Source organism: Arthrobacter sp. Y3221114, assembly GCF_059092625.1.
Window position 1 is genome coordinate 18,488 of the sequence record NZ_JBNHHW010000002.1, and the last position, 22,466, is coordinate 40,953.

22 protein-coding genes are annotated in these 22,466 nt (G+C 67.4%); 10 read left to right on the top strand and 12 right to left on the bottom strand.

The genetic code is table 11. From position 1 onward, the window contains the following. Positions 1 to 85: 85 nt before the first annotated feature. The 5 genes from AC5RV3_RS04100 (at position 86) to AC5RV3_RS04120 (ending at position 4,258) form a co-directional block, all read left to right on the top strand. On the top strand, positions 86 to 589 hold the full coding sequence (locus AC5RV3_RS04100) for a hotdog fold thioesterase (protein ID WP_494112423.1): 504 nt from the start codon (positions 86 to 88) through the stop codon (positions 587 to 589). Between the two features lie 78 nt (positions 590 to 667). Continuing rightward, positions 668 to 2,005, top strand: a complete 1,338-nt coding sequence (paaK, locus tag AC5RV3_RS04105; RefSeq protein WP_494121043.1) for a phenylacetate--CoA ligase PaaK — start codon at positions 668 to 670, stop codon at positions 2,003 to 2,005. Positions 2,006 to 2,091: 86 nt separating this feature from the next. Then, positions 2,092 to 2,721: a TetR/AcrR family transcriptional regulator gene (locus AC5RV3_RS04110; protein WP_494121044.1), complete on the top strand. Its 630-nt coding sequence runs from the start codon at positions 2,092 to 2,094 to the stop codon at positions 2,719 to 2,721. 125 nt (positions 2,722 to 2,846) lie between these two features. Further along, positions 2,847 to 3,512, top strand: coding sequence for a hypothetical protein (locus AC5RV3_RS04115; RefSeq protein WP_494121045.1), 666 nt, complete (start codon positions 2,847 to 2,849; stop codon positions 3,510 to 3,512). Between the two features lie 23 nt (positions 3,513 to 3,535). Continuing rightward, positions 3,536 to 4,258 carry a nicotinamide mononucleotide transporter gene (locus AC5RV3_RS04120; RefSeq protein WP_494121046.1) on the top strand — a complete coding sequence of 241 codons (723 nt, stop codon included), beginning with the start codon at positions 3,536 to 3,538 and terminating at the stop codon, positions 4,256 to 4,258. Here the strand turns inward: AC5RV3_RS04120 and paaZ are convergent. The 6 genes from paaZ to AC5RV3_RS04150 form a co-directional block, all read right to left on the bottom strand. Beyond that, on the bottom strand, positions 4,239 to 6,308 hold the full coding sequence (gene paaZ / locus AC5RV3_RS04125; RefSeq protein WP_494121047.1) for a phenylacetic acid degradation bifunctional protein PaaZ: 2,070 nt from the start codon (positions 6,306 to 6,308) through the stop codon (positions 4,239 to 4,241). The genes AC5RV3_RS04120 and paaZ overlap by 20 nt on opposite strands. A 136-nt stretch (positions 6,309 to 6,444) precedes the next feature. After that, complete coding sequence (locus AC5RV3_RS04130; RefSeq protein ID WP_494121048.1) at positions 6,445 to 7,281, bottom strand: tyrosine-protein phosphatase; 837 nt, start codon at positions 7,279 to 7,281, stop codon at positions 6,445 to 6,447. Between the two features lie 144 nt (positions 7,282 to 7,425). After that, on the bottom strand, positions 7,426 to 8,289 hold the full coding sequence (locus AC5RV3_RS04135; protein WP_494121493.1) for a 3-hydroxyacyl-CoA dehydrogenase family protein: 864 nt from the start codon (positions 8,287 to 8,289) through the stop codon (positions 7,426 to 7,428). A gap of 5 nt (positions 8,290 to 8,294) precedes the next feature. Further along, positions 8,295 to 9,158, bottom strand: coding sequence for an enoyl-CoA hydratase/isomerase family protein (locus AC5RV3_RS04140; RefSeq protein WP_494121049.1), 864 nt, complete (start codon positions 9,156 to 9,158; stop codon positions 8,295 to 8,297). After that, positions 9,158 to 10,369 (bottom strand): thiolase family protein, encoded by a 1,212-nt coding sequence (locus tag AC5RV3_RS04145; RefSeq protein WP_493989497.1) that lies wholly within the window; start codon positions 10,367 to 10,369, stop codon positions 9,158 to 9,160. The genes AC5RV3_RS04140 and AC5RV3_RS04145 overlap by 1 nt, the downstream gene beginning before the upstream one ends. 177 nt (positions 10,370 to 10,546) lie before the next feature. Then, on the bottom strand, positions 10,547 to 11,032 hold the full coding sequence (locus AC5RV3_RS04150) for an SRPBCC family protein (protein WP_494121050.1): 486 nt from the start codon (positions 11,030 to 11,032) through the stop codon (positions 10,547 to 10,549). Between the two features lie 173 nt (positions 11,033 to 11,205). Here AC5RV3_RS04150 and AC5RV3_RS04155 point away from each other — a divergent pair, with 173 nt between their 5' ends. The 3 genes from AC5RV3_RS04155 (at position 11,206) to AC5RV3_RS04165 (ending at position 14,329) form a co-directional block, all read left to right on the top strand. Then, the gene (locus AC5RV3_RS04155) at positions 11,206 to 12,156 is read left to right on the top strand and encodes a 1,4-dihydroxy-2-naphthoyl-CoA synthase (RefSeq protein ID WP_494112499.1); all 951 of its coding nucleotides are present in this window, start codon (positions 11,206 to 11,208) and stop codon (positions 12,154 to 12,156) included. A 10-nt stretch (positions 12,157 to 12,166) separates the two neighbouring features. Beyond that, positions 12,167 to 13,324 (top strand): AMP-binding protein, encoded by a 1,158-nt coding sequence (locus tag AC5RV3_RS04160; protein WP_494121051.1) that lies wholly within the window; start codon positions 12,167 to 12,169, stop codon positions 13,322 to 13,324. Positions 13,325 to 13,447: 123 nt separating this feature from the next. Next, on the top strand, positions 13,448 to 14,329 hold the full coding sequence (locus tag AC5RV3_RS04165) for a 1,4-dihydroxy-2-naphthoate polyprenyltransferase (RefSeq protein WP_494112412.1): 882 nt from the start codon (positions 13,448 to 13,450) through the stop codon (positions 14,327 to 14,329). 45 nt (positions 14,330 to 14,374) lie between these two features. On the opposite strand, the gene AC5RV3_RS04170 is transcribed toward AC5RV3_RS04165, so the two are convergent. Next, positions 14,375 to 14,722: a DUF4229 domain-containing protein gene (locus AC5RV3_RS04170; RefSeq protein WP_494121052.1), complete on the bottom strand. Its 348-nt coding sequence runs from the start codon at positions 14,720 to 14,722 to the stop codon at positions 14,375 to 14,377. An 86-nt stretch (positions 14,723 to 14,808) separates the two neighbouring features. Between AC5RV3_RS04170 and AC5RV3_RS04175 the strand changes: the two genes are divergently transcribed. After that, the gene (locus AC5RV3_RS04175; RefSeq protein WP_494121053.1) at positions 14,809 to 15,225 is read left to right on the top strand and encodes a PLD nuclease N-terminal domain-containing protein; all 417 of its coding nucleotides are present in this window, start codon (positions 14,809 to 14,811) and stop codon (positions 15,223 to 15,225) included. A 228-nt stretch (positions 15,226 to 15,453) separates the two neighbouring features. On the opposite strand, the gene AC5RV3_RS04180 is transcribed toward AC5RV3_RS04175, so the two are convergent. From AC5RV3_RS04180 to AC5RV3_RS04190, 3 genes are all read right to left on the bottom strand, one after another. Further along, a complete protein-coding gene (locus AC5RV3_RS04180) occupies positions 15,454 to 15,741 on the bottom strand; it encodes a hypothetical protein (protein WP_494121054.1) in 288 nt (95 codons plus the stop codon). An 11-nt stretch (positions 15,742 to 15,752) separates the two neighbouring features. Beyond that, positions 15,753 to 16,841, bottom strand: a complete 1,089-nt coding sequence (locus tag AC5RV3_RS04185; RefSeq protein ID WP_494121055.1) for a DMT family transporter — start codon at positions 16,839 to 16,841, stop codon at positions 15,753 to 15,755. Between the two features lie 106 nt (positions 16,842 to 16,947). Beyond that, positions 16,948 to 18,123: an aminomethyl transferase family protein gene (locus tag AC5RV3_RS04190; RefSeq protein ID WP_494121056.1), complete on the bottom strand. Its 1,176-nt coding sequence runs from the start codon at positions 18,121 to 18,123 to the stop codon at positions 16,948 to 16,950. Positions 18,124 to 18,624: 501 nt separating this feature from the next. Between AC5RV3_RS04190 and AC5RV3_RS04195 the strand changes: the two genes are divergently transcribed. Beyond that, positions 18,625 to 19,566, top strand: a complete 942-nt coding sequence (locus AC5RV3_RS04195) for a helix-turn-helix domain-containing protein (RefSeq protein WP_494121057.1) — start codon at positions 18,625 to 18,627, stop codon at positions 19,564 to 19,566. A 131-nt stretch (positions 19,567 to 19,697) separates the two neighbouring features. Here the strand turns inward: AC5RV3_RS04195 and ccsB are convergent, their stop codons facing one another. Together ccsB and resB are read right to left on the bottom strand one after the other, a co-directional pair. Further along, a complete protein-coding gene (gene ccsB / locus AC5RV3_RS04200) occupies positions 19,698 to 20,747 on the bottom strand; it encodes a c-type cytochrome biogenesis protein CcsB (protein ID WP_494121058.1) in 1,050 nt (349 codons plus the stop codon). Between the two features lie 14 nt (positions 20,748 to 20,761). Further along, entirely contained in the window at positions 20,762 to 22,345 is a 1,584-nt protein-coding gene (gene resB / locus AC5RV3_RS04205; protein ID WP_494112498.1) for a cytochrome c biogenesis protein ResB, read from the bottom strand. Between the last annotated feature and the right edge of the window lie 121 nt (positions 22,346 to 22,466).

Below are 22,466 nucleotides of genomic sequence, written 5' to 3' on the forward strand. Positions count from 1 at the left end.
GCTCAACGTTCCCGGCCCGCCTTGACTTGAATCACAAATCAGGATTACCTAATGAACATTCGGTAATGAACAGCAAGGGGCTTCCATGACGGACATCGACGTCGACACTTCCCGGGACACTCCGGCGGAAAGCAACGAGCTGCAGCAGGGCGAACGCCCCGTGCACCCGGCCTTCGTCAACGACCAGGCCGCGCGCTGGATGGGCGTGGAGGTCGTGAAGGCGGAGTTTGGCGACGTCGTCATCGAGATGCGGCTGCGCGAGGAGATGCTCAACGGCTTCGGCATGGCGCAGGGCGGCATGGTGTTCGCGTTCGCCGACGTGGCCTTCGCGCTGGCCTGCAACGACCCCGACGGCGACGGCAGCACCATCACGGTGGCCTCCGGCGTCGACGTCAATTTCCTCAATCCGGGGCTCGCCGGCCGGCTGCTGACCGCAACCGCCCGGCTGGTCAACCAGACCGGCCGCAGCGGCCTGTACGACATCACCGTCACCCAGGAGAATCCGAACGGCGGGGCCGACGTCCTGCTCGAATTCCGCGGCCGTTCCCGCACCGTCCCCAATCCCGCACGCAACCAGCGAAAGCCCTGACCGCGCCGCACCTTTCGGACAGCGACGCCCCAGCCTTCACCGACAGCACAGCCCGACCCGCATCAAAGGACCGTTCCCATGACGACCACCACCGGTACGAAAGCCCGCAAGACCACTCCCGCCGCCGAGGACACCCTCGACCGCGAGGAGCTGATGAGCCGGGACGAGCTGGAGGCCCTCCAGCTGAAGCGCCTGCAGCATACGGTCGCCTACGCCTATGAGCGCGTGCCGATGTACAAAAAGAAGTTCGACGACGCCGGCGTGCGCCCCGAGGACCTCAAGGAACTGTCCGACCTGGCCAAGTTCCCCTACACGGACAAGGAAGACCTGCGCCAGTCGTACCCCTTCGGCATGTTCGCCGTGCCGCAGGAAGAAGTGGCCCGGATCCATGCGTCCTCGGGCACGACCGGCCGGGCCACTGTGGTCGGCTACACCCGTCGCGACATCCAGAACTGGGAGACGCTGTTCGCCCGTTCCATCCGCGCCTCGGGCGTGAAGAAGGGCATGAAGGTCCACAATGCCTACGGGTACGGCCTGTTCACCGGCGGGCTGGGTGCACACTACGGTGCGGAAAAGCTCGGCTGCACGGTGATCCCGATGTCCGGTGGCCAGACCGAGAAACAGATCCAGCTGATCCAGGACTTCGAACCGGATGCCATCCTCTGCACGCCCACCTACCTGCTGACCATCGTGGACGCGATGGAGCACGCCGGCGTCGATCCGTCCAAGACGTCGCTGAAGGTCGCGGTGCTGGGCGCCGAGCCGTGGACCGACGAGATGCGCCACGAGCTGGAGGGCAAGCTGGACATCGACGCGTGCGACATCTACGGCCTCTCCGAGGTCATGGGCCCGGGTGTCGCCGGCGAGTGCGTGGACTTCAAGGACGGCTCCACCATCTGGGAGGACCACTTCCGGCCGGAAGTCATCGATCCGCTCACCGACCGGGTGCTGGACGACGGCGAGGCCGGCGAACTGGTGTTCACCTCGCTGACCAAGGAAGCCATGCCGGTGATCCGCTACCGCACGCACGACCTCACCCGGCTGCTGCCCGGCACCGGGCGGCCGAACATGCGCCGCATCGGCCGGATCACCGGGCGCTCGGACGACATGATCATCCTGCGCGGCGTGAACCTCTTCCCCACCCAGATCGAGGAAATCGCCCTGCGCATCCCCGGCCTGAGCCCGCACTTCCAGCTGGAAATCAGCCGCCCCAACCGGATGGACGAGCTGACCGTCAAGATCGAACGCCGCGAAGACTGCACGCCAGCCAAGGCAACCGAGGCGGCCCGCGAGCTGCAGCGCCAGATCAAGATCCACGTGGGTTCCAGCTGCAAAATCGTGGTCGCCGACCCCGGCACCCTCGCGCGCTCCAGCGGCAAGCTGCGCCGCGTCTACGACCTGCGCGACAACGCCTGACGGATGTGGGGACGGCGGGCGGATGCAGGCGTTTGCAGGCACCGCCCGCCGCGTAACTGACCTAACGGTCGTGGGAGAATAGGACAATGGCGAAGACAAGGACCCAAGAGACCGCCCGCCGCGGCCGCCCCGGCTACGACCAGCAGTCGGTGCTGAACGTCGCCGTCGCCGTGTTCAACAAGCACGGTTACGAGGCCACCTCCATGGGCATCCTCGCCGAAAACCTCGGCATCTCCAAGAGCGCCATCTACCACCACGTTCCGTCCAAGGGCGACCTGTTGCGCCTGGCCCTTGAAGAAGCCCTCGGCAGCCTCGAAGCCGTGCTCGAAAACCCGTCGGCTTCCACCGGCCGGGCGGATGCCCGGCTGGAGTTCGTGCTCCGCGGCACCGTCCAGGTCCTGTGCGACAAACTGCCCTACGTCACCCTGCTGCTGCGCCTGCGCGGCAACACCGAGATCGAACGCGACGCGCTGGACCGCCGGCGGGCGTTCGACCACAAGGTAGCGGACCTGGTGGACGCCGCCCGTGCCGAGGGCTCCCTGCGCGGGGACATCGACCCGAGGACCACGGCGCGGCTGCTGTTCGGCACGATCAACTCCATCGTCGAGTGGTACAAGCCGGGCGGATCGCTGTCCCCGCAGAAGCTCGCCGACGACCTGATCGCCATGATGTTCGACGGCCTCCACTTGCCGGCCGCGGCCCGCGTCCTCGCCTGATTCTCCGGCGGCGCCGCGGACCCGCACCGCCGCGGCTTTGAAGCCGCCCGACGGGGCTGAAGTACTTACTGAATTCACGGTCCTCCCCTGCTAGGCTGACCTCAGCCATTCGATGTTATGGGGACGTGATCGATATGGATGGGGAGTTTTGGTGGGTCTCGGCGCTGAGCATGGCGCTCACGATCGCCGCCATCGTTCTGTTCGCCTACCGGGTGCCATGGGCCTGGTTGCTGCCGGTGGCCGCAACCGCCGTGCTGCTGGCCACCGGGATCCCCTACGGCCGGTTGAACACCAGCACCGTGTTTGTGCTGGCCGCGGCCCTCTACGGCCTGTGGAAGTGGACCCAGTACCGGCGGGAAGGCATCCGTGTCCCGCTCCGCTCGGCCCAAGGCCGTGAGTGGGGAATCGGCGCGGGGCTGCTGCTGCTGCTGTTCCTGCTCAACGGGTTCGCCGGCGTCACCCCGGTTGCCGAGATCGGACCCCTGTACCTGTTCAACGCCCTGCTGGCCGCACTTCCGGCCGTCATGTACCTGGGCTTCGCCCACGGCATCCTGCAGTCGTGGTGGCTGGGCGTTGCGCTCTCGCTGTCCACCATGTTCCTCTCCGCCATCCAGGACGCGCCGGTCTGGGTCTCCCTGTACGGGGCAATCGCGGCGGGCCTCCAAATCTTCGGTTACCTGGGGTGGCAGGCGGCCCTGCGGCGGCCGGTCCGGAGCAAACACCGGCTGGCGTCGGTGCGGCCGGGACGTCCGGCCGCACCCGGTCCCGGCGCTGCGGGACGGGCCGCGTAACCAGCACAACGGAGGTCGGCGGCATGGACTGGATTATGGCCTTGAAGGTGCTGGACGGTCCTGCCGGCGCGCTGGTTTCCGTGGGCTACCTGCAGGCATCGGTGGGCCTGCTGACCGTGTTCCTGTTCGGGCTCCACTCCCGCTGGGCGTGGCCTGTGCTGCTGGTCCAGGAGGCTTTGGTCTTCCTGCTGCTCCTCACGCCGGCTTTCGGCGGCGGCGGCGCGTTCTTCGTCGATGCCTCGATAGGCGTGGCGCTGCTGCTGCCCTGCTACGGCGCGTGGCGCTGGCGGGCCGCAGCCTCGCCCCTTGCACCGGCCGGCCCGGGCGCGTGGGTGCACCGGGCAACGGGGCGAAACTGGGCGGTGGCCGTGCTGGTCCTCATCGCCGCCACGGTGGTCTTCGCGGCCAGCGACATCCAGGCGGGCTTTCCGCTGGAGGGCGGCCTGCTGACCGTCCTCCTGCTCCAGGCGTTCTATGCCGCGGTGATGACGGTGGTGCACTTGGGTTTGGCGCACCGGATCTATGAGGCTTGGTGGCTGTGGCTGGCCTTTGCCGTGGTGCAGCTGGCCACCTCACTGGTATTTCCCAGTCAGCCGACGCCCCAACTGCTGTACGGCGCCACCGTGCTGCTGGTGCTGTTCGCCTTCTGGCGCTGGCACACGGTGGTGTTCCTGCCGGTCCCCGGGGCCCGGGCCGCCGGGGACACGGCAGGAGGAGGGGCTCCGGCTACTTCTCCACCAGTGTGAGCACGTCGTAGGTCGCGACGATCTCGTCGTTCTGGTTGGTCAGCACCGCATCCCAGGCGACCTCGCCGTAGCCGTCCGTCTCGCGCGGCGTGATGCGCTTGGCGGTGAGGGTCACCCGGATCGAGTCGCCGACAGCCACCGGAGTGATAAAGCGCAGGTTCTCCAGGCCGTAGTTGGCCAGTACCGGTCCCGGTGCCGGCTCCACGAACAGCCCGGCACCCCAGGCGAGCAACAGGTAGCCGTGCGCCACGATGCCGGGGAAGAACGGGTTGGCGGCGGCGGCCTCCTGGTTGGTGTGGGCGTAGAAGGTGTCGCCGGTTTCGTTGGCGAACGCGGTGATGTCCTCCAGCGTGACCTGGCGCAGTTCCGAGCGCACGGCGTCGCCGATCCGCAGCGTGGCCAGGTTCTTGCGGAACGGGTGGACGTCGTCGAAATGCTGGTCGGCGCCGGTATGCCACACGCCGGTCACGGCCGTGAGCATGTTCGGCGAACCCTGGATGGCGGTGCGCTGCATGTGGTGCAGGACGGAGCGGATCCCGCCCAGCTCCTCGCCGCCGCCGGCGCGGCCCGGTCCGCCGTGGACCAGGTGCGGCACCGGGGAACCGTGGCCGGTGGAGGTCCTGGCGTCTTCGCGGTTGAGCACCAGCACCCGGCCGTGGTGGGCGGCGATCCCGGTCACCAGCACGCGGGCGGCGTCGGGGTCGTTGGTGGCGACCGTGGCGACCAGCGATCCCGCGCCCTTGGCGGCCAGCCGCACGGCGTCGTCCAGATCCTCGTAGCCGATTACGGAGGAGACCGGGCCGAAGGCTTCCAGCGAATGCACGGCATCGGCTTCGGCGTCTGCCCAGGTCAGCAGCACCGGCGACATGAAGGCGCCCTCGGAGTCGCCCACGGTTCCGTCGGCGCGGGTGACCTGCGGCGAATCGAGCGTTCCGTAGGCAAGCTCGCCGCCGGCGTCGACCATGGCCTGGACGGCGGCGCGGACGTCCTCAAGCTGTTCCACCGAGGCCAGCGCACCCATGGTGACGCCCTCGGCCCGCGGATCGCCGACGACCACGCGCTGCTCGATCCGGGCGCGCACGGCGTCGGCGACGTCCTGCATGCGGTCCTTGGGGACGATGGCGCGGCGGATCGAGGTGCACTTCTGGCCCGCCTTGGCCGTCATTTCGGTGACCAGCGACTTGATGTACGCGTCGAACTCCGGGGTGCCCGGCACCGCGTCGGGCCCGAGGATCGCGGCGTTGAGCGAGTCCGCCTCGGCGGTGAACCGGATGCCGCCCCGGGCCACGTTCGGGTGGGACTTCAGCAGGTTGGCGGTCGAGGCGGAGCCGGTGAAGGCGACCGCGTCGCGGTAGTCCAGGTGGTCCAGCAGGTCGCGGGCGGAGCCGGAGACCAGCTGCAGCGAACCGGCCGGCAGGATGCCGGACTCAATGATGAGCTTCACTGCCTCGGCGGCGACGTAGCCCGTGGGGGTGGCGGGCTTGACGATGGTCGGCACGCCGGCGATGAAGGCCGGAGCGAACTTCTCCAGCATGCCCCACACCGGGAAGTTGAAGGCGTTGATCTGCACGGCCACGCCCGGGATCCGGGTGTAGATGTGCTGGCCCATGAAGGAGCCGTCCTTGGAGAGCACCTCCGCGGGCCCGTCGACGACCACCTGCGAGTTCGGCAGTTCGCGCCGGCCCTTGGAGCCGAAGGTGAACAGCACGCCGATGCCGCCGTCGATATCGATCATGTTGTCGATCTTGGTGGCGCCGGTGCGGTGCGAGAGTTCATACAATCCCTCGCGCCGGGCGTTCAGGTACTGGGCCAGCTCTTTGAGCTTGAGCGCGCGCTGGTGGAACGTCAGCCGGCCCAGCGAGGCCTGGCCGACGGTGCGGCCGTGTTCGACGGCTGCGGCGAGGTCCAGTCCGTCGGTACTGACCCGCGCGAGCACGGCGCCGGTGCTGGCATCGCGGACCTCGGTGCCGGAAACATCGCCCGCGGGCGTCCACCAGGCATCCTGGATGTAGCTGGGAACAATTTCGACATCAACGGCGGTAGAGGTCATCGTTGACAGCCCTTTCTTCGCCCGGCCCAGTGCTGGCGCAGATGGGGCGGGACATAAAATACTGAACGGTCGGTCGGTAACGTATCTAGCCTACATGACAGCCTCACCAGGCACAGCCCCTTTGCGGCCTACGCATTCACCCGAGCCGGCGACGGAGCGCCTCGATGTCGGCGCGCGTCACGCCATGGCGCAGCAGGAACGGCTCCACCTCCAGCTGGGCCAACACGTGCAGCAGGGACCCGCGCATGTCCGCCACCCGCGCCTCCAGCTCCTCGCCGCCGACGTACCGCTCCACCGGATGCGGATAGGGGCTGATCCGGTGCCAGTCGTTGATGCCGCGGATGCCCAGCTCGTGCGCGTCGGCGATCCGCTCGGCCGGGACCCCGGCGAGCTGCAGCAGCATCATGGAGACCATGCCCGTGCGGTCCCGCCCCGCGGAGCAATGGACGACGACGGCGCCCTCCGCGTGCGCCAAGGTGCGGAATACCTCGGCGATCAGGTGCGGGAAGACCCGCACGTTGTCCAGGTAGTAACGCGGGTGGTTCATGTACGGAGCACTGTGGGCGAACTGTGCATGCCCGGGCTCTTCGGTCGGCCGGTTGAGCACCATAAACTTGTCCAGCGCCCCGTCCGGCACCACGGGATCGGTCGGGCGGCGCGAGCGCTCGCCCGGGTTCCGCAGATCCACGATGGTGCGCACGCCGTCGTCGTACGCCTGCTGCCAGCCCGCGGCAGTCAGCCATTCCGCGCGGCCCATCCGGAAGATGTCCCCCGCCACCCGGCGGGCGTTGACCGCGCCTTCCCAGGCGACAGCGCCGGCGTCGGCCCCGGCGGGCGCCGGCACACCCGCGAAGTCACCGGGTTCCCGTGCCGCCGGCGGGCCGCCGTCTGGCCCCGGTGTGCCGGAGCGGGCGGGGCCGGCCTGCCCGGCTTCGGGCAGCCCGGCGGCGTCGCGGGACTGTTCGGACGACATTCCAGCAGCCTACCGCCGCCGGGCGCCGGATTGACATGCCGCTCCCCTTAACGGCTGCAGCCCGGCACGTGGCCGGGCTGCAGCTGTCAGGGTTCCGCCTTCAAACGGGGCCATGTCCTACAGACCGGCCGGCCGGCGTGGCGCCTAGTCCGCCCAGTCGAAGAAACCCTTGCCGGACTTGCGGCCGAGCTCGCCGCGGGCCACCTTGTCGCGGAGGATCTGCGGCGGGGCAAATCGATCCCCGAGCGTGGAATGGAGGTACTCGGCAATGCCGAGGCGGACATCCAGCCCCACAATGTCGGTGGTCTTGAGCGGGCCGACCGGGTGCTTGTACCCCAGCACCATCGCGTCGTCGATGTCCGCCGCGGATGCCACGCCCTCTTCCACCATGCGCATGGCTTCCAGCGCGATGGCCACCCCCAGCCGCGAGGAGGCGAACCCCGGCGCGTCATTGACGACGACGGCGGTCTTCCCCAGTGCCTCGACCCAGCTCTTGGAGGCGGCGGCGAGCTCTTCCGACGTCTTCGGGGCCAGTACCACTTCGACCAACTGCGAGGCCGGAACCGGGTTGAAGAAGTGCAGGCCGCAGAAGCTCGCCGGGCGCTGCAACTGGTCGGCCAGCTTGGTGATGGACAGCGAGGACGTGTTCGTCGCCAGCCATGCCGTCGGGGACAGCTGGGCCTCGACGGCCTTCAGCGCGGTGGCCTTCAGCTCGAAGTCCTCCGGCACCGCTTCCACGACCAGCCCGCACGCGGCGAACGAACCGTAGTCGACAGAGACGGACAGCCGGGACTTGAGCGCATCCAGGGGTTCGGTGGTCGTGCCCCGCTCCACGCTCTTGGCCAGCGCACCGGTCACGCGCTCGCGGGCCGCCTCGGCCGCGGCCTCGTCGCGCTCCACCACGACGACGTCGGCTCCGGCCGTCAGGAACGCGTGGGCGATGCCGGCGCCCATGCGCCCGCCGCCGAGGACACCCACGTTGTTGGGAATGGTCTGCACGGAATTCATCTCGCTCACTCTGCTCCTTGCTGCTCTGCGGCGCCGGGGCTTCGGACGGCGTCCCCGCCCCGTGCGGCGGCCGCCGGCTTTGCGGTACTGCGGGCTGCGCTCTTGGCGGCGCTTTTGTCCAGGAATGCCTGCATCCGGTCGAACTTCGCCTGCGACTCGAACAGGATGCCCTGGGCGATGGTGTCGATCATCGGGTGCGCCTCGCGCGGGGTATGGAACACCGACTTGGTGATGCGCACGGCCAGCGGATCCTGCTTGCCGATCCGGTCCGCCAGCGCATGCGCGGCGTCGATGAGCCCGGCCGGCTCGTGGATTTCGGTGACGAGGCGGGCCGCCAGCGCTTCTTCGGCGTCCAGGATGCGGCCGGCCAACAGGATCTCCTTGGCCAGCGGCTCTCCCACCAGTTCCTTCAGGCGCCAGGTGGCGCCCGCCGCAGCCATGATGCCCAGGCCGACCTCGGGCTGCCCGATCTTCACCGAAGGCGTGGCGATGCGGAAGTCGGCGGCGTAGGCCAGCTCCGCTCCCCCGCCCAGTGCGAAGCCATCGAGGGCCGCGATGACCGGCATCGGCAGCTGTGCGATGCGGTGGAAGACCGTGGAATTGATCCCGGCCAGCGCATCGTCGCGGCGGCGCTCGCGCAGCTGGGAGATGTCCGCCCCGGAGGCGAAAATCCCCTTGCCGTTGACTTCGGTGCCGGACAGGATCAGGATCCGCGGTGCGCGTTCCAGCACGGCGCACACGGCATGCAGTTCGTCGACCATGGCCTGGTCGATGGCGTTGCGGACTTCCGGACGGTTCAACGCCAGGTGGACGCGGTCCTCCCGCTCGTCCAGCCTCAGCGTGCTGAAGGAGTAGTCGTCGAAGAGCATCAGACCCGCTCAACGATCATGGAGGTGCCCTGGCCGACGCCCACGCACATGGTGGCCAGGCCGCGCTGCGCGCCTTCGCGCTCCATCCGGCCCAGCAGGGTCACCACCAGGCGGGATCCGCTGGAACCGAGCGGGTGCCCCAAGGCGATGGCACCGCCGTCGTTGTTCACGATTGACTGGTCCAGCTTCAGGTCCCGCAGCACCGCGAGCGACTGGGTGGCGAAGGCTTCGTTGAGCTCCACGGCGCCGAGGTCGTCGACGCTCCAGCCGGCACGGTCCAGCACCTTTTGCGTGGCCGGCACCGGCCCGATGCCCATGATCTCCGGTGCGACGCCGGCCGACGCGCCGTCGACGATGCGGGCGCGCGGGGTGAGGCCGAACTTGTTGATGGCGGCCTCGGAGGCGATGACGATGGCCGAGGCGCCGTCGTTGAGTGAACTGGAGTTGCCCGCGGTGACCACGCCGTCGGGCTTGATGATGGAGCGGAGCCCGGCCAGGACCTCGAGGGTGGTGCCGGGGCGGGGCCCCTCGTCGGTGTCGACGACGGTGTCGCCCTTCCGCCCCTTGATCGTCACCGGAACGATTTCGTCCTTGAGCCGGCCGGCCTCGATGGCCGCGATCGCGCGCTCGTGGGACTGCACGGCGAACGCGTCGGCGTCCTCGCGGGAGATGCCGTAGACATCGGCGACTTCCTCGGCGGTCTCCGGCATGGAGTAGGTCATCTTGCCGCCGCGGCTGAGGTCGCCCTTGGCGAAACGCTGGTTCACGAACCGCCAGCCGATGGAGGTGTCGAAGATTTCGCCCGGCTTGGCGAAGGCCTTTGCCGGTTTCTCCTGCACCCATGGCGCGCGGCTCATGGATTCCACGCCGCCCGCGATGACGATGTCCGCTGCGCCCGCCTTAATCATGTGCGACGCCTGGATGATGGCGCTCAGGCCGGAGGCACACAGCCGGTTAACGGTGATGCCGGGAACGTGGTCGCCATAGCCGGCCAGCAGCCAGGCCATGCGGGCCACGTTGCGGTTTTCCTCGCCCGCCCCGTTGGCGTTGCCGAGGATGACCTCCTCGACGGCATCCGGATCGATGCCTGCCCGGACCACGGCTTCCTTGACGACCAGCGCCGCCAGGTCGTCGGGACGGACTGCCGACAGTGCCCCTCCGTAGCGGCCAACCGGGGTCCGCGCCCCGCCAATCAGGAATGCCTCAGCCATAGAAATAACCCCTCGCGCTTGATCGTTCAACGATGACGATGAGCGGTCGCTTCGGCTGCCGCAGACGACTGAAATTACCGACCGACCGTTCTAAAAAGAATCCCACGCGGCCGGGGGCGGGTCAACTACCATGACGTGGACGATTGCAGGCAGCGCCTCCGGCGGAACCCGTCCGGCTCAACGGGCGGTTTCGTCCCGGCCCTCGGCCTTGGCCTTGGCCTTGGCGGCAATCTCTTCCAGGTCTTTGGCCATCTGCTTGCGCGCCATGCGCAGTCCCAGCTTTCCGAAGAGCGCCATCATCAGCCTGGAGAGCTTTCCGGGATTCTCCAGCTCGGCCCCGAAGAACATGGCCAGCCGGGTGCCGCCGTCCGCTGGCGTGAGCGTAAACCTCGTGGTGTAGTCGGCGCCGTTCGATGTCGCCTTGACCGTCGTCGCAGCCGGCGCGTTGACCTCCGCCACCCACATCTCCTCGGTGGCCTCCTTGCCCATCATCTTGCGGGTTTCGCGCCAACGGAAGCCTTCGGCGTACTCGCCGGGCGTCAGGATCTCGACGCGCGTGACGGAACTCAGGGTCCGGGCGGACCCGGGAATATCAGTGATCACGCGCCACACGGCGTCGACCGGTGCGTTGACGTGCCGGACTAGTTCAAGGTGATGGCCCACAGTCGCTCTTTCGGAAGGAGTCGGTAGTCCCGAACAGCTTAGTGGAGGGGGTGCTCCCGGCCCAGCCCGCGGGAGGGCAACGATAAACTCGAAGGGTGACTTCCGAGAGCCCCGCCCCAGCCAGTACCGCCAACACCTCCGCCGGCAGCACCGGCGCCCCGGCGCAGCCTGCCCTGCCGGAGAAGGTATCCGACCTCTTCGACCCGACGCGCTGGCGCGTGGTGGAAGGCTTCGACTTCCAGGACATGACCTACCACCGCCAGGTGGAGCGCGACGTCAGCGGCAACGTGGTCCGCGACCTGCCGGCGGTGCGCATCGCCTTCAACCGGCCGGAAGTGCGCAATGCCTTCCGACCCGGCACCGTGGACGAGCTTTACCGCGCCATGGACCACGCCAGGATGACGCCGGACGTGGCCACCGTGCTCCTGACCGGCAACGGCCCCTCGCCCAAGGACGGCGGCCACTCGTTCTGCTCCGGCGGCGACCAGCGCATCCGCGGCCGCGACGGCTACCGGTATCCGGTGGAGAACGCGGCCGGCGAGTCGGCGGAATTCATCGACCCGGCCCGCGCCGGCCGGCTGCACATTCTGGAAGTCCAGCGGTTGATGCGCACCATGCCCAAGGTGGTCATCGCCGTCGTCAATGGCTGGGCCGCGGGCGGCGGACACTCCCTGCACGTGGTGTCCGACCTGACCATCGCCTCCCGGCAGCACGGCAAGTTCAAGCAGACCGATGCCACCGTCGGCAGCTTCGACGCCGGTTACGGCTCGGCGCTGCTGGCCCGGCAGATCGGCCAGAAGGCCGCCCGCGAGATCTTCTTCCTGGCGCGTGAGTACTCCGCCGAGGACATGGTCCGGATGGGCGCCGTCAACGAGGCCGTGGACCACGAGCGGCTCGAGGAGGTGGCGCTGGAATACGCGGCGGACATCGCCCGGCAGTCCCCGCAGGCCATCCGGATGTTGAAGTTCGCGTTTAACCTGGCCGACGACGGCCTGGCCGGCCAGCAGGTATTCGCCGGTGAAGCCACCCGCCTGGCGTACATGACGGACGAGGCGGTCGAAGGCAAGGAAGCCTTCCTGGCCAAGCGCGACCCGGACTGGTCGTCTTTCCCGTACTACTTCTAGGGCGGGCGGCATGGACATCCAGCCGGCGCTGTCAGCACTGACCGCGGCGCTGGGCGGTGAGGGCCCCGCCGTCGAACTCGCACCGGACGGCACCCCATTGCCGGTGGCCTCGCCCGGGCTGGTTCCCGGGACCGCCGCCGTCGTCCGGACCTCGGGCTCCACCGGCACGCCCAAGGCCACCATGCTCGGGATCGACGCGCTGGCCGCGTCGTCGATGGGCACGGCCTTGCGGCTGGGCGGCGAGGGGCAGTGGCTGCTGACGCTCGCGCCGAACTACGTCGCCGGCCTGCAGGTACTGGTCCGCTCGCTCTACGCCGGCACCCGGCCCTGGGCCATGGATCTGTCCGGCGGGTTCACGGCCCGCGCGTTCACCGACGCGGCAGCCGCCCTGACCGACCGGTTCCGGATCACCTCGCTGGTGCCCACCCAGCTGCACCGGCTGCTCACCGCCGCGGAGCCGGAAACGCTCAAGGCGCTGCGCCGGTTCGATGCCATCCTGCTGGGCGGCGCCCGGATGCCGGAGGCGCTGCGGTCGGAGGCCGCCAAACATTCGCTGAAGATTGTGCGCACGTACGGCATGAGCGAGACCTGCGGCGGCTGCGTGTACGACGGCGTGCCGCTCCAAGGGGTCACCCTTCGGCTGGAACGCGGCCGGGTTTTGATCGGCGGCGACGTGGTTGCCGGCGGTTACCTGGACAACCCGCAGCTCACGGCCGCCCACTTCAGCGCGTCCGGCGGCACGCGCTGGTTCCGCACCGAGGACCTCGGGGAGATGGACGACGCCGGTGCGCTCACCGTGATCGGGCGCGCGGACGACGTGCTGATCACCGGCGGCGTCAAGGTGTCCGCGGCGGCCGTCGCCGAGGTGATTGAAGGACTGCCGGATGTCCAGGCCGCGCTGGTGGCGGGCATCAACGATCCCGAGTGGGGCACCAAGGTGTGCGCCGCCGTCGTGGGCTCCGCCGCGGAGGAGGACATCAGGGCCCGGGTCCACGAGGCGCTGGGCGGGCCCGCCGTCCCGCGCCACGTGGTGCGCCTGGAAGCGCTCCCGCTGCTGCCCAACGGCAAGCCGGACCGGCTGGCCGTGGCCGACATCCTGCTCCGTTCGGCGGCGGATGCCGCCGGGCACAACGGCGCGCCCCGCGGCGGGAAACCGCCGTCCGTATGACATCCGGCACTCCTGCGCCGCCGGCTGCACGGCCCTTCCACTTCCATGGGCGAGAATAGACCGGTGCTGCGGCTGCCCGCAGCCAACGATGCACGAAACCCCCACAGGTAAGGATTTTGCACAGTGGCTACAGCCGGGCAATGGCTCGAAGGGGCACGGCCCCGCACCCTTCCGATGGCGGTCGCTCCGGTGATCGTCGGCAGCGCGGCCGCCTACGATTTGGGTTCCTTCCGGCCGCTGCATGCCCTCCTCGCCGCGCTCATCGCGGTCCTGTTCCAGGTGGGCGTAAATTATGCGAACGACTATTCGGACGGCGTCCGCGGCACCGATGACGTGCGGGTGGGCCCGCTGCGGTTGACCGGGTCCGGGCTGGCCAAACCGAAAGCGGTGAAGGCCGCCGCGTTCGCCAGCTTTGGGCTGGCCATGGTGGCGGGGCTCGCGCTGATCATCCTGTCGCAGACCTGGCCGCTGCTGCTGGTGGGCGTGGGCTGCGTGATTGCCGCCTGGGGATACACCGGCGGCAACAACCCCTACGGCTACCGGGGGCTGGGCGAAGTGTACGTGTTCCTGTTCTTCGGCATTGTGGCCACCATGGGGACCACCTACACCCAGGCCCTGCAGGTCAGCTGGCCGTCCTTCCTCGGCGCGGTGGGGACCGGCCTGATCGCCACGGCACTGCTGATGGCCAACAACGTCCGCGACATCCCCACGGACCGCGAGGTGGGCAAACTGACGCTGGCCGTCCGGATGGGCGACGAGGCGGCGCGCGTCAGCTACGTCATGATGCTCGCGGCGGCCCTCCTGCTGCCGCTCATCATGGTCTACGACTTCCCGTGGATCCTGCTGGTGCTGCTGCTGGTGCCGGCGTGCCTGACGCCGAGCTGGCTGATGCTCAAGGGCAAGAAGCGCGAGAGCCTCATCCCGGTACTCAAGCAGACCGGGCTGATCAACCTCGGGTTCGCCACCGCCTTCGCGCTGGGCGTGGTGCTGAGCCGGCTGATGTAGCCGGTTGCCGGGCGGCGCCGCGGGCCCGCCCGGCCTGAGGCTGGGTCAGCCCTGGTCCCCGGGCCGGGTGCCGTGCGGCTTCTGCTCCGCGTCGCGGGGCTTGCGGGAGGAATCCACGCTCAGTTCGCCGTGCTCATCGACGGCCGCGTCCTCGGCCAGCGCGTCCGAAATTTCCGTGGAGGTCCTCGGTGCCTTGACGCCGCTGGAGAAACGGCGCGCCAGTGCCGCCCCCGCTTCGTCCCGCATCTTGCGGAAGAACAGGTACGTGATGCACCAACCCATGATCGCGGCGGCGATGGCCGAGTAGACAACACCCAGCCTCAAGAACAGGCAGATGACGAAGATGACGGCCATGATGCCGAGACGCAGGGCGCTGAATTTCCAAAAAGCCACGCCTCAAGTTTACGCTGCCCGCGAGATCGACCGGCCGGTCCCAAGATTCATCAGCCCGCAGCTTAACGCTCACCTACAATTGATTCATGGTCCGTCTCTATGTCCTGCTCGCGGTACTGGCCCTCGCAGTGGTGATCTATGCCCTCATCGAGTGCATCCGGTCGCGGCCGCATGAGGTGCGCAGCATCTCAAAACCGGGATGGATCCTCACGATCATCCTGGTGCCCCTGATCGGAGCCCTGATGTGGTTCGTGTGGGGCCGCCCCCGTGCGGGCGGCCGGCAACCGCAGCAGGCGCCCCGCCCGACCGCCCCGGACGACGACATTGCCTTCCTGCGCACGCTTGATGCGCAGCGCTGCGCCAAACAGCGTGCAGAGGAACTGAACCGGAAGGAACAGGAACTCAAGAAGCGCGAGGACCCCAAGCACGGCAGCGAGGACAAGCCCGCGGCCCATGACGACCGCCAGTTGAGCGAAGACGACCCGGAGAACGGTCCCCGCTAAACGGACCGTGACCTAACGCCGGCGTCCGGCTCCGCAGGTTCCCGGACCCGAAGAAGGCCCGCCGCCCCGATGGGGCTGCGGGCCTTCCGTGCAATGTGCCTGAAGCAGGCGCCCCCTAGAGTTTCCTGACGAAGACTCGCGCGAGGTACAGCGCGATAAGTGGTGTCACTATGCACAGGACGAGCCCGATCCAGCCGAGCAGTTCAGTGCGCCAAAAATCGGGGTCCATCATTTCTTCCTGCCTCTCGCCAAGCCGGCTTGGGCCATGCGTTCCCGGCCGAAACCAGTGAGTACAAACTTCAAGAGCATTTTTTCCACTCCATAAAACTTTTCCGGGTCCACGTCGGACCCGACTTCAGCGATCAGGCCTCCGGCGGACAGGTCGGTAAGCATCAGACGCACGGTTCCAAACCAATACGGTCCCTGGACTTCGAGCTCGTCCATCACTTTGTCGGCGAGCTCGTAGTCCCACTTCGCCCCTTGGGCCGCCAGCTCGCTGAGCACAATGCCTTTCATATGGAGTCTTTTCATGCCCTGGTCTCCGTCGACGTGCCGAGCTCAGTTCCGGTCGCGGGCGCGTCCCGAAGGGTCTCCTGCCCGTTCCGATGTTCCGCGAACAGGATAAAGCTTCCCGTCACCGCAATCAGGCAGCCCAGGATGAAGTGCCAACCGATGACGGCGGTGGAGAACGTCCACAGCCAGACGATAGCTATTGGGCCTGAGAGGGTGGCGATAGCTTGGCCCCGGCCAACCCCGATCAGTGGAAAGGATTTGTACCAAGCCAGGTAGCAAAAGCCGTAGGTCAACCCTAATGGGGCCAGCAGGACCCATACCGCCGGATTGGCTAGAGCCGCCCCGAACGTGGCCAGGGCCTGCGGGCCCCAAAAGATGATCATGATGGGGAAGACCACTAGCAGCCATACTCCGACTTCTGCCGTGAACCTCAGGGTGGAACCCACATCAGGGTCGCTGACGTCCAGCGCGCGCCCGGCGATGGCCCCTTCTGCGCCGAAACCTACGATGGTCATTAGCCCGCCGATGTACCCCAGCCAGGCCTGGTCGCCCTGGTTGGTCAGCTGTTCCCAGAGCCCAGGCGTGAAAACGACGGCGGCTCCGAGGACCATCACCACGATGCCAACCGCGGCCTGAAGGCTGATTTTCTCCTTGTACCAGAGCCGGGCGATGGTGGTCCCGGCCAGCGGAAACAGCAGCCCCGCCACCGCCCCGAAGGCCGAGCCAACAAACGTGATGGCCAAATAGATGCCCACGATTGCCATAAGCCCGCAGCAGCCGGCCGGCACATACCAACTGCTGATCCGCGGTTGGCGAAGGGTAACGGCGTATTCGCGCACCTTGCCCAGCGAGCCGAGCCATACGAACATAGCAGCCAACACGACGAGGGCATTGAGCATGCTGACCACCAGGGCGGCCAGGATCATGTCTTTGCTGCTGCCGGTAAGGGCGGACATCGGCTCCTCGAAGAAGATGGCCGAGCCGGGCACGTACCAGGCTCCCCAGAGGACCGCACACCAGAGGGCCCAAGAAAAACCCCACCGCCGCTGCCGCTGGCGGTGTCTCACTCGCAGATAGTCGATGCCGGAATGTGAGATTGACATGGAGCAAAACTCCTTCGTTCAAACCGTAGGCACGATGCCGCTGGAGGAGACGGGACGTCCCCCGGCGGCACGTGCAGCACCGTCGGGGAACAGCGACTCCGGTCACCTAGACGGAGGCTTCTTCCAAGCCGCGGGATATCTTCTTTTCGGGGTCGTAGTACGGCAAATCGACTATCTGGCAGGGATGAGACTGCAGGTCGAACCCGGTCACCGTGCCGGCGCGGGGCTCGACCTGGTCGGCGCTGTGCAGGCGAACGTAACCGATACCCGAGTTCAGGGCGGGGCTCCAAGAAGCCGCCGTTATTCGGCCGATTTCTGCACCGTCCCGAATTACAGCAGCGCCCGTCATCGGTTCTGCCTCGCAGACAATGCCAAAAATGCGGGTCCGCCTGTCGGCAGACTGAAGCGCGGCTTTTCCAAAGAAGTCGTCCTCCCGCTTGAGGTCAACGAAGTCACCGAGCCCGGCCTCGAACGGAGTCATTGTGGCGTCCATGTCTGAGAGATTATTGAGGATGCCCGCTTCGATACGGCGCGTGTCCATGGGGTCCAGCCCGATGTTCATGAGCCCAAAAGCCTCGCCCACGGAGGAAATGTGGTTCCAGAGTGCATCGGTGTCCAGGTCCCGGGTCGTGTAGATCTCGAAGCCGAGTTCGCCGGTCCAGCCAGTCCGCGTGATGAGCACCTGCTGGCCGCCCATGCTCACGTTGCGGGCGTCAAAATAGCGGAAGGATTCGGGGGCGCCGTCGTCGCACGCCTTTGCCAGCAGGTCCAACGCCTTGGGTCCTTGGATCTGATGGACCCAAGATTGCGGGTCGCTGATTTCAACATTCAGGTTGAGAGCGTGCGCGCGCAACCAACCGACGAAATCCCCGTCCGCCTGCACATACCAAAAGCGGTCTTCGGCAAGCCGGATCAGGATCCCGTCGACCAAGATGCCTCCGTCGGGCCAGCAGGCGACACCGTAGGTGCAGCGGCCGGGCTTGATCTTAGAGACCTTGCGCGTAAAGATGCGATCCAACAACTTTGCAGCGTCGGGGCCGGAGATCTCCGTGGGCAGTTCGCCAGTGTCAAGTCGGACAACGCCCCGACGCAGGGCCCAATATCCCTCTTCACGAGTAGACGTAGCTACTGACACCGCCATCATGCGGCGGTTGTAGATGCAGTAAGAGGCGCCTTCGGCGACATCGAAGTGATAAAACGGGGAGCGGCCGTGTCCGTAGTTCCATCCTGGCTCGGCGAGCGAACGGACAACGTCTCGAAGCGCCACATTGCGATCAGACATATCTGGTCCTCCTGGACTTCCTTGTTGTGTAGCCGCGAATCGGCCGCAGCTATCTGGCTGGTGAGGGGAATATCCGGGCCCCGCGCGGTAAGGCCTCGTTCGTGTCAGCCCGCCTGGCAAGCAAACAGTACAGACGGTGGCGGGTCGCCGGAAGGTGCGTTGGGCGCACCCTGTCCAAATTCCTACGCGGGAAAGGGCACGGAAGTAGGGACAACGTCATCAGGAAGCGCACGATGCCCGCTGCGTACCACGCGGTCGAAGCGGGTACCCCGGTAGCACGAGGCATGCGGCGGCCATGTCCGCTGTCTGCCGGCTTCGTTATCCCCTCGGTGGCTTTTGGCACTTTCGCAACTCCATCGTTAGCGAACTGATCAGTGTTTAGTACAGTCAGCACTACTCGACAGCGCTTGTCAACGTTTTGGGCAATTCTGTTCCAGCGCGCCGGAGAGGATGACGGAAATGCTTAGTTCACTAAACACGAACGGCTAGACTGGGCTCACGATGGACGCAACAACTTTGAGGGATCTAAGGTCTTTCGGCGGCCAAATACGTGACAGGCGCACTACGCTTGCGCTCTCCATACGTGCCTTGGCCGCCAGAGTCGGTGTCTCGCCGGCCTATCTGACCGCCATCGAGCTTGGTCGTAATCCCAGCACCGGGCGCCCGCCTGTCCCGTCAGTCCACATCGTGGCGCGTCTGGCAGAGGAGCTGGGGCTCGACGTCGCACAGGTGGTGGAACTGATCGGGGCCACCCGGTCGCATGCACAATGTGAAACGCATGTTCTGGTCTACGTGATGGACCATCAGCAGGGGGAACTGATGTCCGTCCTGGACGGCCTGTTCGGCGCCGAGGTCGACCACTGGCTCTACATCGCCGACCCACGGGACCCGGCCCCGGAAGACCTCGACGGCCGGGCGACGGTGTGTCAATGGGAGCTGGGTGCCTTTCCTTACGAGAGCCGCTATCTGAATCCTGCCCACGTCATCGAGGCACTCGACATCGCAGCCGCGGGCGTCGCCGGGGCGCTTGCCACGGCGGATTCTGTACAGCGCGTAGGGCTGGCGATCAGCGACTGTTCCGCGGTGATGCGGTGGATCCAAAACGCCGCAACCGAGGTGGAGCTAGAGCCGACCTGGCACCAGGAGGTGGAGCGGATTTGGCGTCGCCGCTTCGGCGCAGGTCCTGCAATGGATATCTGTGTTTACAGATCGGAGGACTTCCAGTCACTGGGCCTCACAGTCGACCAGATTGCCACGGCTCTCACACTCGTCCAGCATCACCAGCGCACCTATGTCCTGGAGGACGGACGGACCGTCACCGGTCCGGCCGCTATCAGCCGCATCCTTCACACTGCCCGGCCCGCGGGTGTCAGCAGTATTGCATGGAAGAGACTCGTCTCTGCGGCGGCCGAGTCACTTGGCAGCCGCAGCGGCAAGTCCTGACACACCACGGCACCGTTTTCTGCCGTCGGACAGTAAATTTCACCGAGGCGAAGGCTCGAAGAGTTTCGGACCCGACCTATGGGCCCAGGCTGCCAGGAACTTCGGCTCGGTCAATCCTGCCGACCTGTCCTCTAGACCCCCGCGTAGCTGTGCAGGCCGGCGAAGAAGACGTTGACGATCGTGAAATTGAAGACCACGCACAGGTAACCGACGATGGACAGCCAGGCGGCTCGGGTACCGGTCCAGCCGCGGGTGGCGCGGGCGTGCAGGTAACCGGCGTACACCACCCAGATGACGAAGGTCCACACTTCCTTGGTGTCCCAACCCCAGTAGCGGCCCCAGGCCTGCTCCGCCCAGATTGCCCCGAGCACGAGCGTGAAGGTCCAGAATACGAAGCCCACGGCGTTGAGCCGGTAGGCGGCATTCTCCAGCGTCAGCGCCGAGGGAGCCAGCCGCATGAACGCCAGCTTGTCCGCCTTGCCGGCGCGGCCGCGGGCCTCGCGTTTCGCCTGCACGAGCTGCAGCACGGACATGGCGAAAGTCAACGTGAACAGCGCCGAGGCCAGCACGGCGACCGAGACGTGGATGATCAGCCAGTAGCTCTGCAGGGCGGGCACGAGGTGGGCCACCGGCGTCGGGAAGCCGACCGACGCGGCGATGAGCATGATGACCACAAGGCCGATCACGAACGACCCGAGGAAGCGCAGGTCCTTGCGGGTCAGCACAATCAGGTAAACCACCGCCACCATCAGCGCACCCGTTGTGCAGAACTCGTACATGTTGCCCCACGGCACGCGGTGGGCGGCCACTCCCCGGGCCACCACGCCGGCGGCCAGGATGACGGTAGCCAGCACGCTCAGGGCCACGCCGACCCGGGCGGCGGCACGCCGTTCCTTGCCGTAGTTCATCGAGTCGGCGGCCATTTCGACGCCGGCGCCTGCGCTTCCTGCGCCGGCGGCCCTCGCGCCCGCAGCCCCGGACGCCGCACCGGCGGCGCCGACCAACACGCCCTGGTCGGCCGCGGCGGGCCCGGCTGCCAGCCGGTCTTCTACCGCCTTGATGGTCTTGCTGGACTTAACGAGGTCCCAGCAAAAGGCGATAAAGGCGACGGTGAAGGCCATCGCGCCGAGCAGGATGAACAGCTCGCTGTACTGGGCCATGGTCTGGTCAATCGTGGGCATGGGAAGAGATGTCCTTAGGAGTTGTCAACGCCGGCGGCGCTCTTGCTATTGTGCGCCCTGGGGGCGGGATCCGTCAGCCACTGGGTGCGGAAGAGTTTGCTGATCGCGGCCGCTTCCGGGGCCAGCCGATGGTCCTCGCCGCGGGCCAGCAGGCCCCACTCGACCATGGTGCGGCCGTCCTCGTGGGTGCCGGCCCGCACCCAGACGCGGCGGCGGCCGATGAACAGGGAGGCGCCCAGACCGGCCAAGGCCAGCGAGGAGAACACGAGGGCGCCGACCTTGCCGGGATCGTGGTGGATGTCCAGCGCGGCATAACGGACGAGACCGTCGAACGTGACGCTGCCCATCCCGTTGGGCAGTTCCGCCGTTTCGTAGGCGGCCAGCTCGATGCCGCCGTCGTCCTGGTTGCGGTCGTTGAGGACGGTCAGCTCGGTGGTGTCCAGGACGTAGACGTTCTTGGGATCGCCGTTGTCCAGGCCGAGGTCGCCGTAGTAGGAGTTCAGGTACAGCCGGGGGTTCATGGGATCCGGGTCGCTGCCGTAGGCCACCCCGTCTTCGCCCTCCATCGCGGTCGGCAGGAAGAACCCGACGAAGCCCAGCTGTTCCGGCTGCGCGTCCGGCACCTTGATCACCAGGGTGGAGGTGTAGGCGCCGTCGTTCGGAATGGCGACGACGGGGCCCTGGTGGGCGATGTTGCCCTCGCCGTCCCGGATGGTCACCACCGGAGCATAGCCGTTGCCCATGAGGTACACGTTCGTTCCGCCGATGGTCAGCGGGTGGTTGATTTTCAGCACCTGCTGTTCCTCGGGCGCCCCCGGCTCGCCCCGCACCGTCAGCGTGGCGGTGAAATCGAGCGGCTGGCCGTAGTGGGTCGGCGATTCCCGGTCGAAGACCACCTCGAACTCGTCGAGGCGCATGGAGAAGGGCTCCAGCCGGTTCTCGGTGAACCCGGTTCCCGGATTGAAGTTGTCGTAGCCGATGAGCGAATTCACGAACGTTTCGCCCTCGACCAGAATCCGCTGGCCGGTGTAGCCGAACTGCCCGCCGATGGCGACTGACACCAGCACGCCGATCAGCGAGGTATGGAAGACCAGGTTGCCGATTTCCTTGCCGAAGCCGCGCTCCGCTCCCACGGAGGGCCGGTCGGTGGCCGCATCGCGCACATCCACCCGGTAACCGCGGCGCTTCAGCAAGCGGGCGGCGTCCTCCACGGCCGAGCGCGCGGAGACGCCGGCTTCCGCGGGGACCGCCATGGACCCGTACTCGGGCAGTCGGGACAGCCGGCGGGGAGTCCTGGGCGGCTGCGACCGCATGGCCTTGTAGTGCTGGATGGCGCGCGGGATGACGCAGCCGATCAGCGACAGGAAGAGCAGCAGGTAGATGGCTGAGAACCACACCGAGGAGTAGACGTCGAAGAGCTGGAAGCGGTCCAGCCACGGCCCGACCTCCGGGTTGTCCGCAATGTACTGGGTCACGACGGCGGGGTTGGCCGGGCGCTGCGGGAACAGCGAACCGGGCACCGCGGCCACGGCCAGCAGCAGCAGGAGGAACAGCGCGGTGCGCATGCTCGTCAGCTGGGTCCACGCCCAGCGCAGCATGCCGGCGAAACCCAGCGCGGGGACGGCAACGTCGTCCCGGTCGCGGCTGCGCTTCCGGTCTTTGGCGGACTGACGGTCCTCCACGGCCCGGCCGCCGCCGCCCGTGCCCGGTCCGGCCGCC

What these genes read in the sequence shown, in the direction of transcription:
- AC5RV3_RS04120 (WP_494121046.1), top strand. Translation starts at nt 3,536, where the DNA reads ATGGACTGGATTATGGCCTTGAAGGTGCTGGACGGTCCTGCCGGCGCG.
- AC5RV3_RS04145 (WP_493989497.1), bottom strand. Translation starts at nt 10,369, where the DNA reads ATGGCTGAGGCATTCCTGATTGGCGGGGCGCGGACCCCGGTTGGCCGC.
- AC5RV3_RS04100 (WP_494112423.1), top strand. Translation starts at nt 86, where the DNA reads ATGACGGACATCGACGTCGACACTTCCCGGGACACTCCGGCGGAAAGC.
- AC5RV3_RS04135 (WP_494121493.1), bottom strand. Translation starts at nt 8,289, where the DNA reads ATGAATTCCGTGCAGACCATTCCCAACAACGTGGGTGTCCTCGGCGGC.
- paaZ (WP_494121047.1), bottom strand. Translation starts at nt 6,308, where the DNA reads ATGACCTCTACCGCCGTTGATGTCGAAATTGTTCCCAGCTACATCCAG.
- AC5RV3_RS04160 (WP_494121051.1), top strand. Translation starts at nt 12,167, where the DNA reads ATGGACATCCAGCCGGCGCTGTCAGCACTGACCGCGGCGCTGGGCGGT.
- AC5RV3_RS04190 (WP_494121056.1), bottom strand. Translation starts at nt 18,123, where the DNA reads ATGTCTGATCGCAATGTGGCGCTTCGAGACGTTGTCCGTTCGCTCGCC.
- AC5RV3_RS04140 (WP_494121049.1), bottom strand. Translation starts at nt 9,158, where the DNA reads ATGCTCTTCGACGACTACTCCTTCAGCACGCTGAGGCTGGACGAGCGG.
- AC5RV3_RS04185 (WP_494121055.1), bottom strand. Translation starts at nt 16,841, where the DNA reads ATGTCAATCTCACATTCCGGCATCGACTATCTGCGAGTGAGACACCGC.
- AC5RV3_RS04180 (WP_494121054.1), bottom strand. Translation starts at nt 15,741, where the DNA reads ATGAAAGGCATTGTGCTCAGCGAGCTGGCGGCCCAAGGGGCGAAGTGG.
- AC5RV3_RS04195 (WP_494121057.1), top strand. Translation starts at nt 18,625, where the DNA reads ATGGACGCAACAACTTTGAGGGATCTAAGGTCTTTCGGCGGCCAAATA.
- ccsB (WP_494121058.1), bottom strand. Translation starts at nt 20,747, where the DNA reads ATGCCCACGATTGACCAGACCATGGCCCAGTACAGCGAGCTGTTCATC.
- AC5RV3_RS04175 (WP_494121053.1), top strand. Translation starts at nt 14,809, where the DNA reads ATGGTCCGTCTCTATGTCCTGCTCGCGGTACTGGCCCTCGCAGTGGTG.
- AC5RV3_RS04130 (WP_494121048.1), bottom strand. Translation starts at nt 7,281, where the DNA reads ATGTCGTCCGAACAGTCCCGCGACGCCGCCGGGCTGCCCGAAGCCGGG.
- paaK (WP_494121043.1), top strand. Translation starts at nt 668, where the DNA reads ATGACGACCACCACCGGTACGAAAGCCCGCAAGACCACTCCCGCCGCC.
- resB (WP_494112498.1), bottom strand. Translation starts at nt 22,345, where the DNA reads ATGCTGCGCTGGGCGTGGACCCAGCTGACGAGCATGCGCACCGCGCTG.
- AC5RV3_RS04110 (WP_494121044.1), top strand. Translation starts at nt 2,092, where the DNA reads ATGGCGAAGACAAGGACCCAAGAGACCGCCCGCCGCGGCCGCCCCGGC.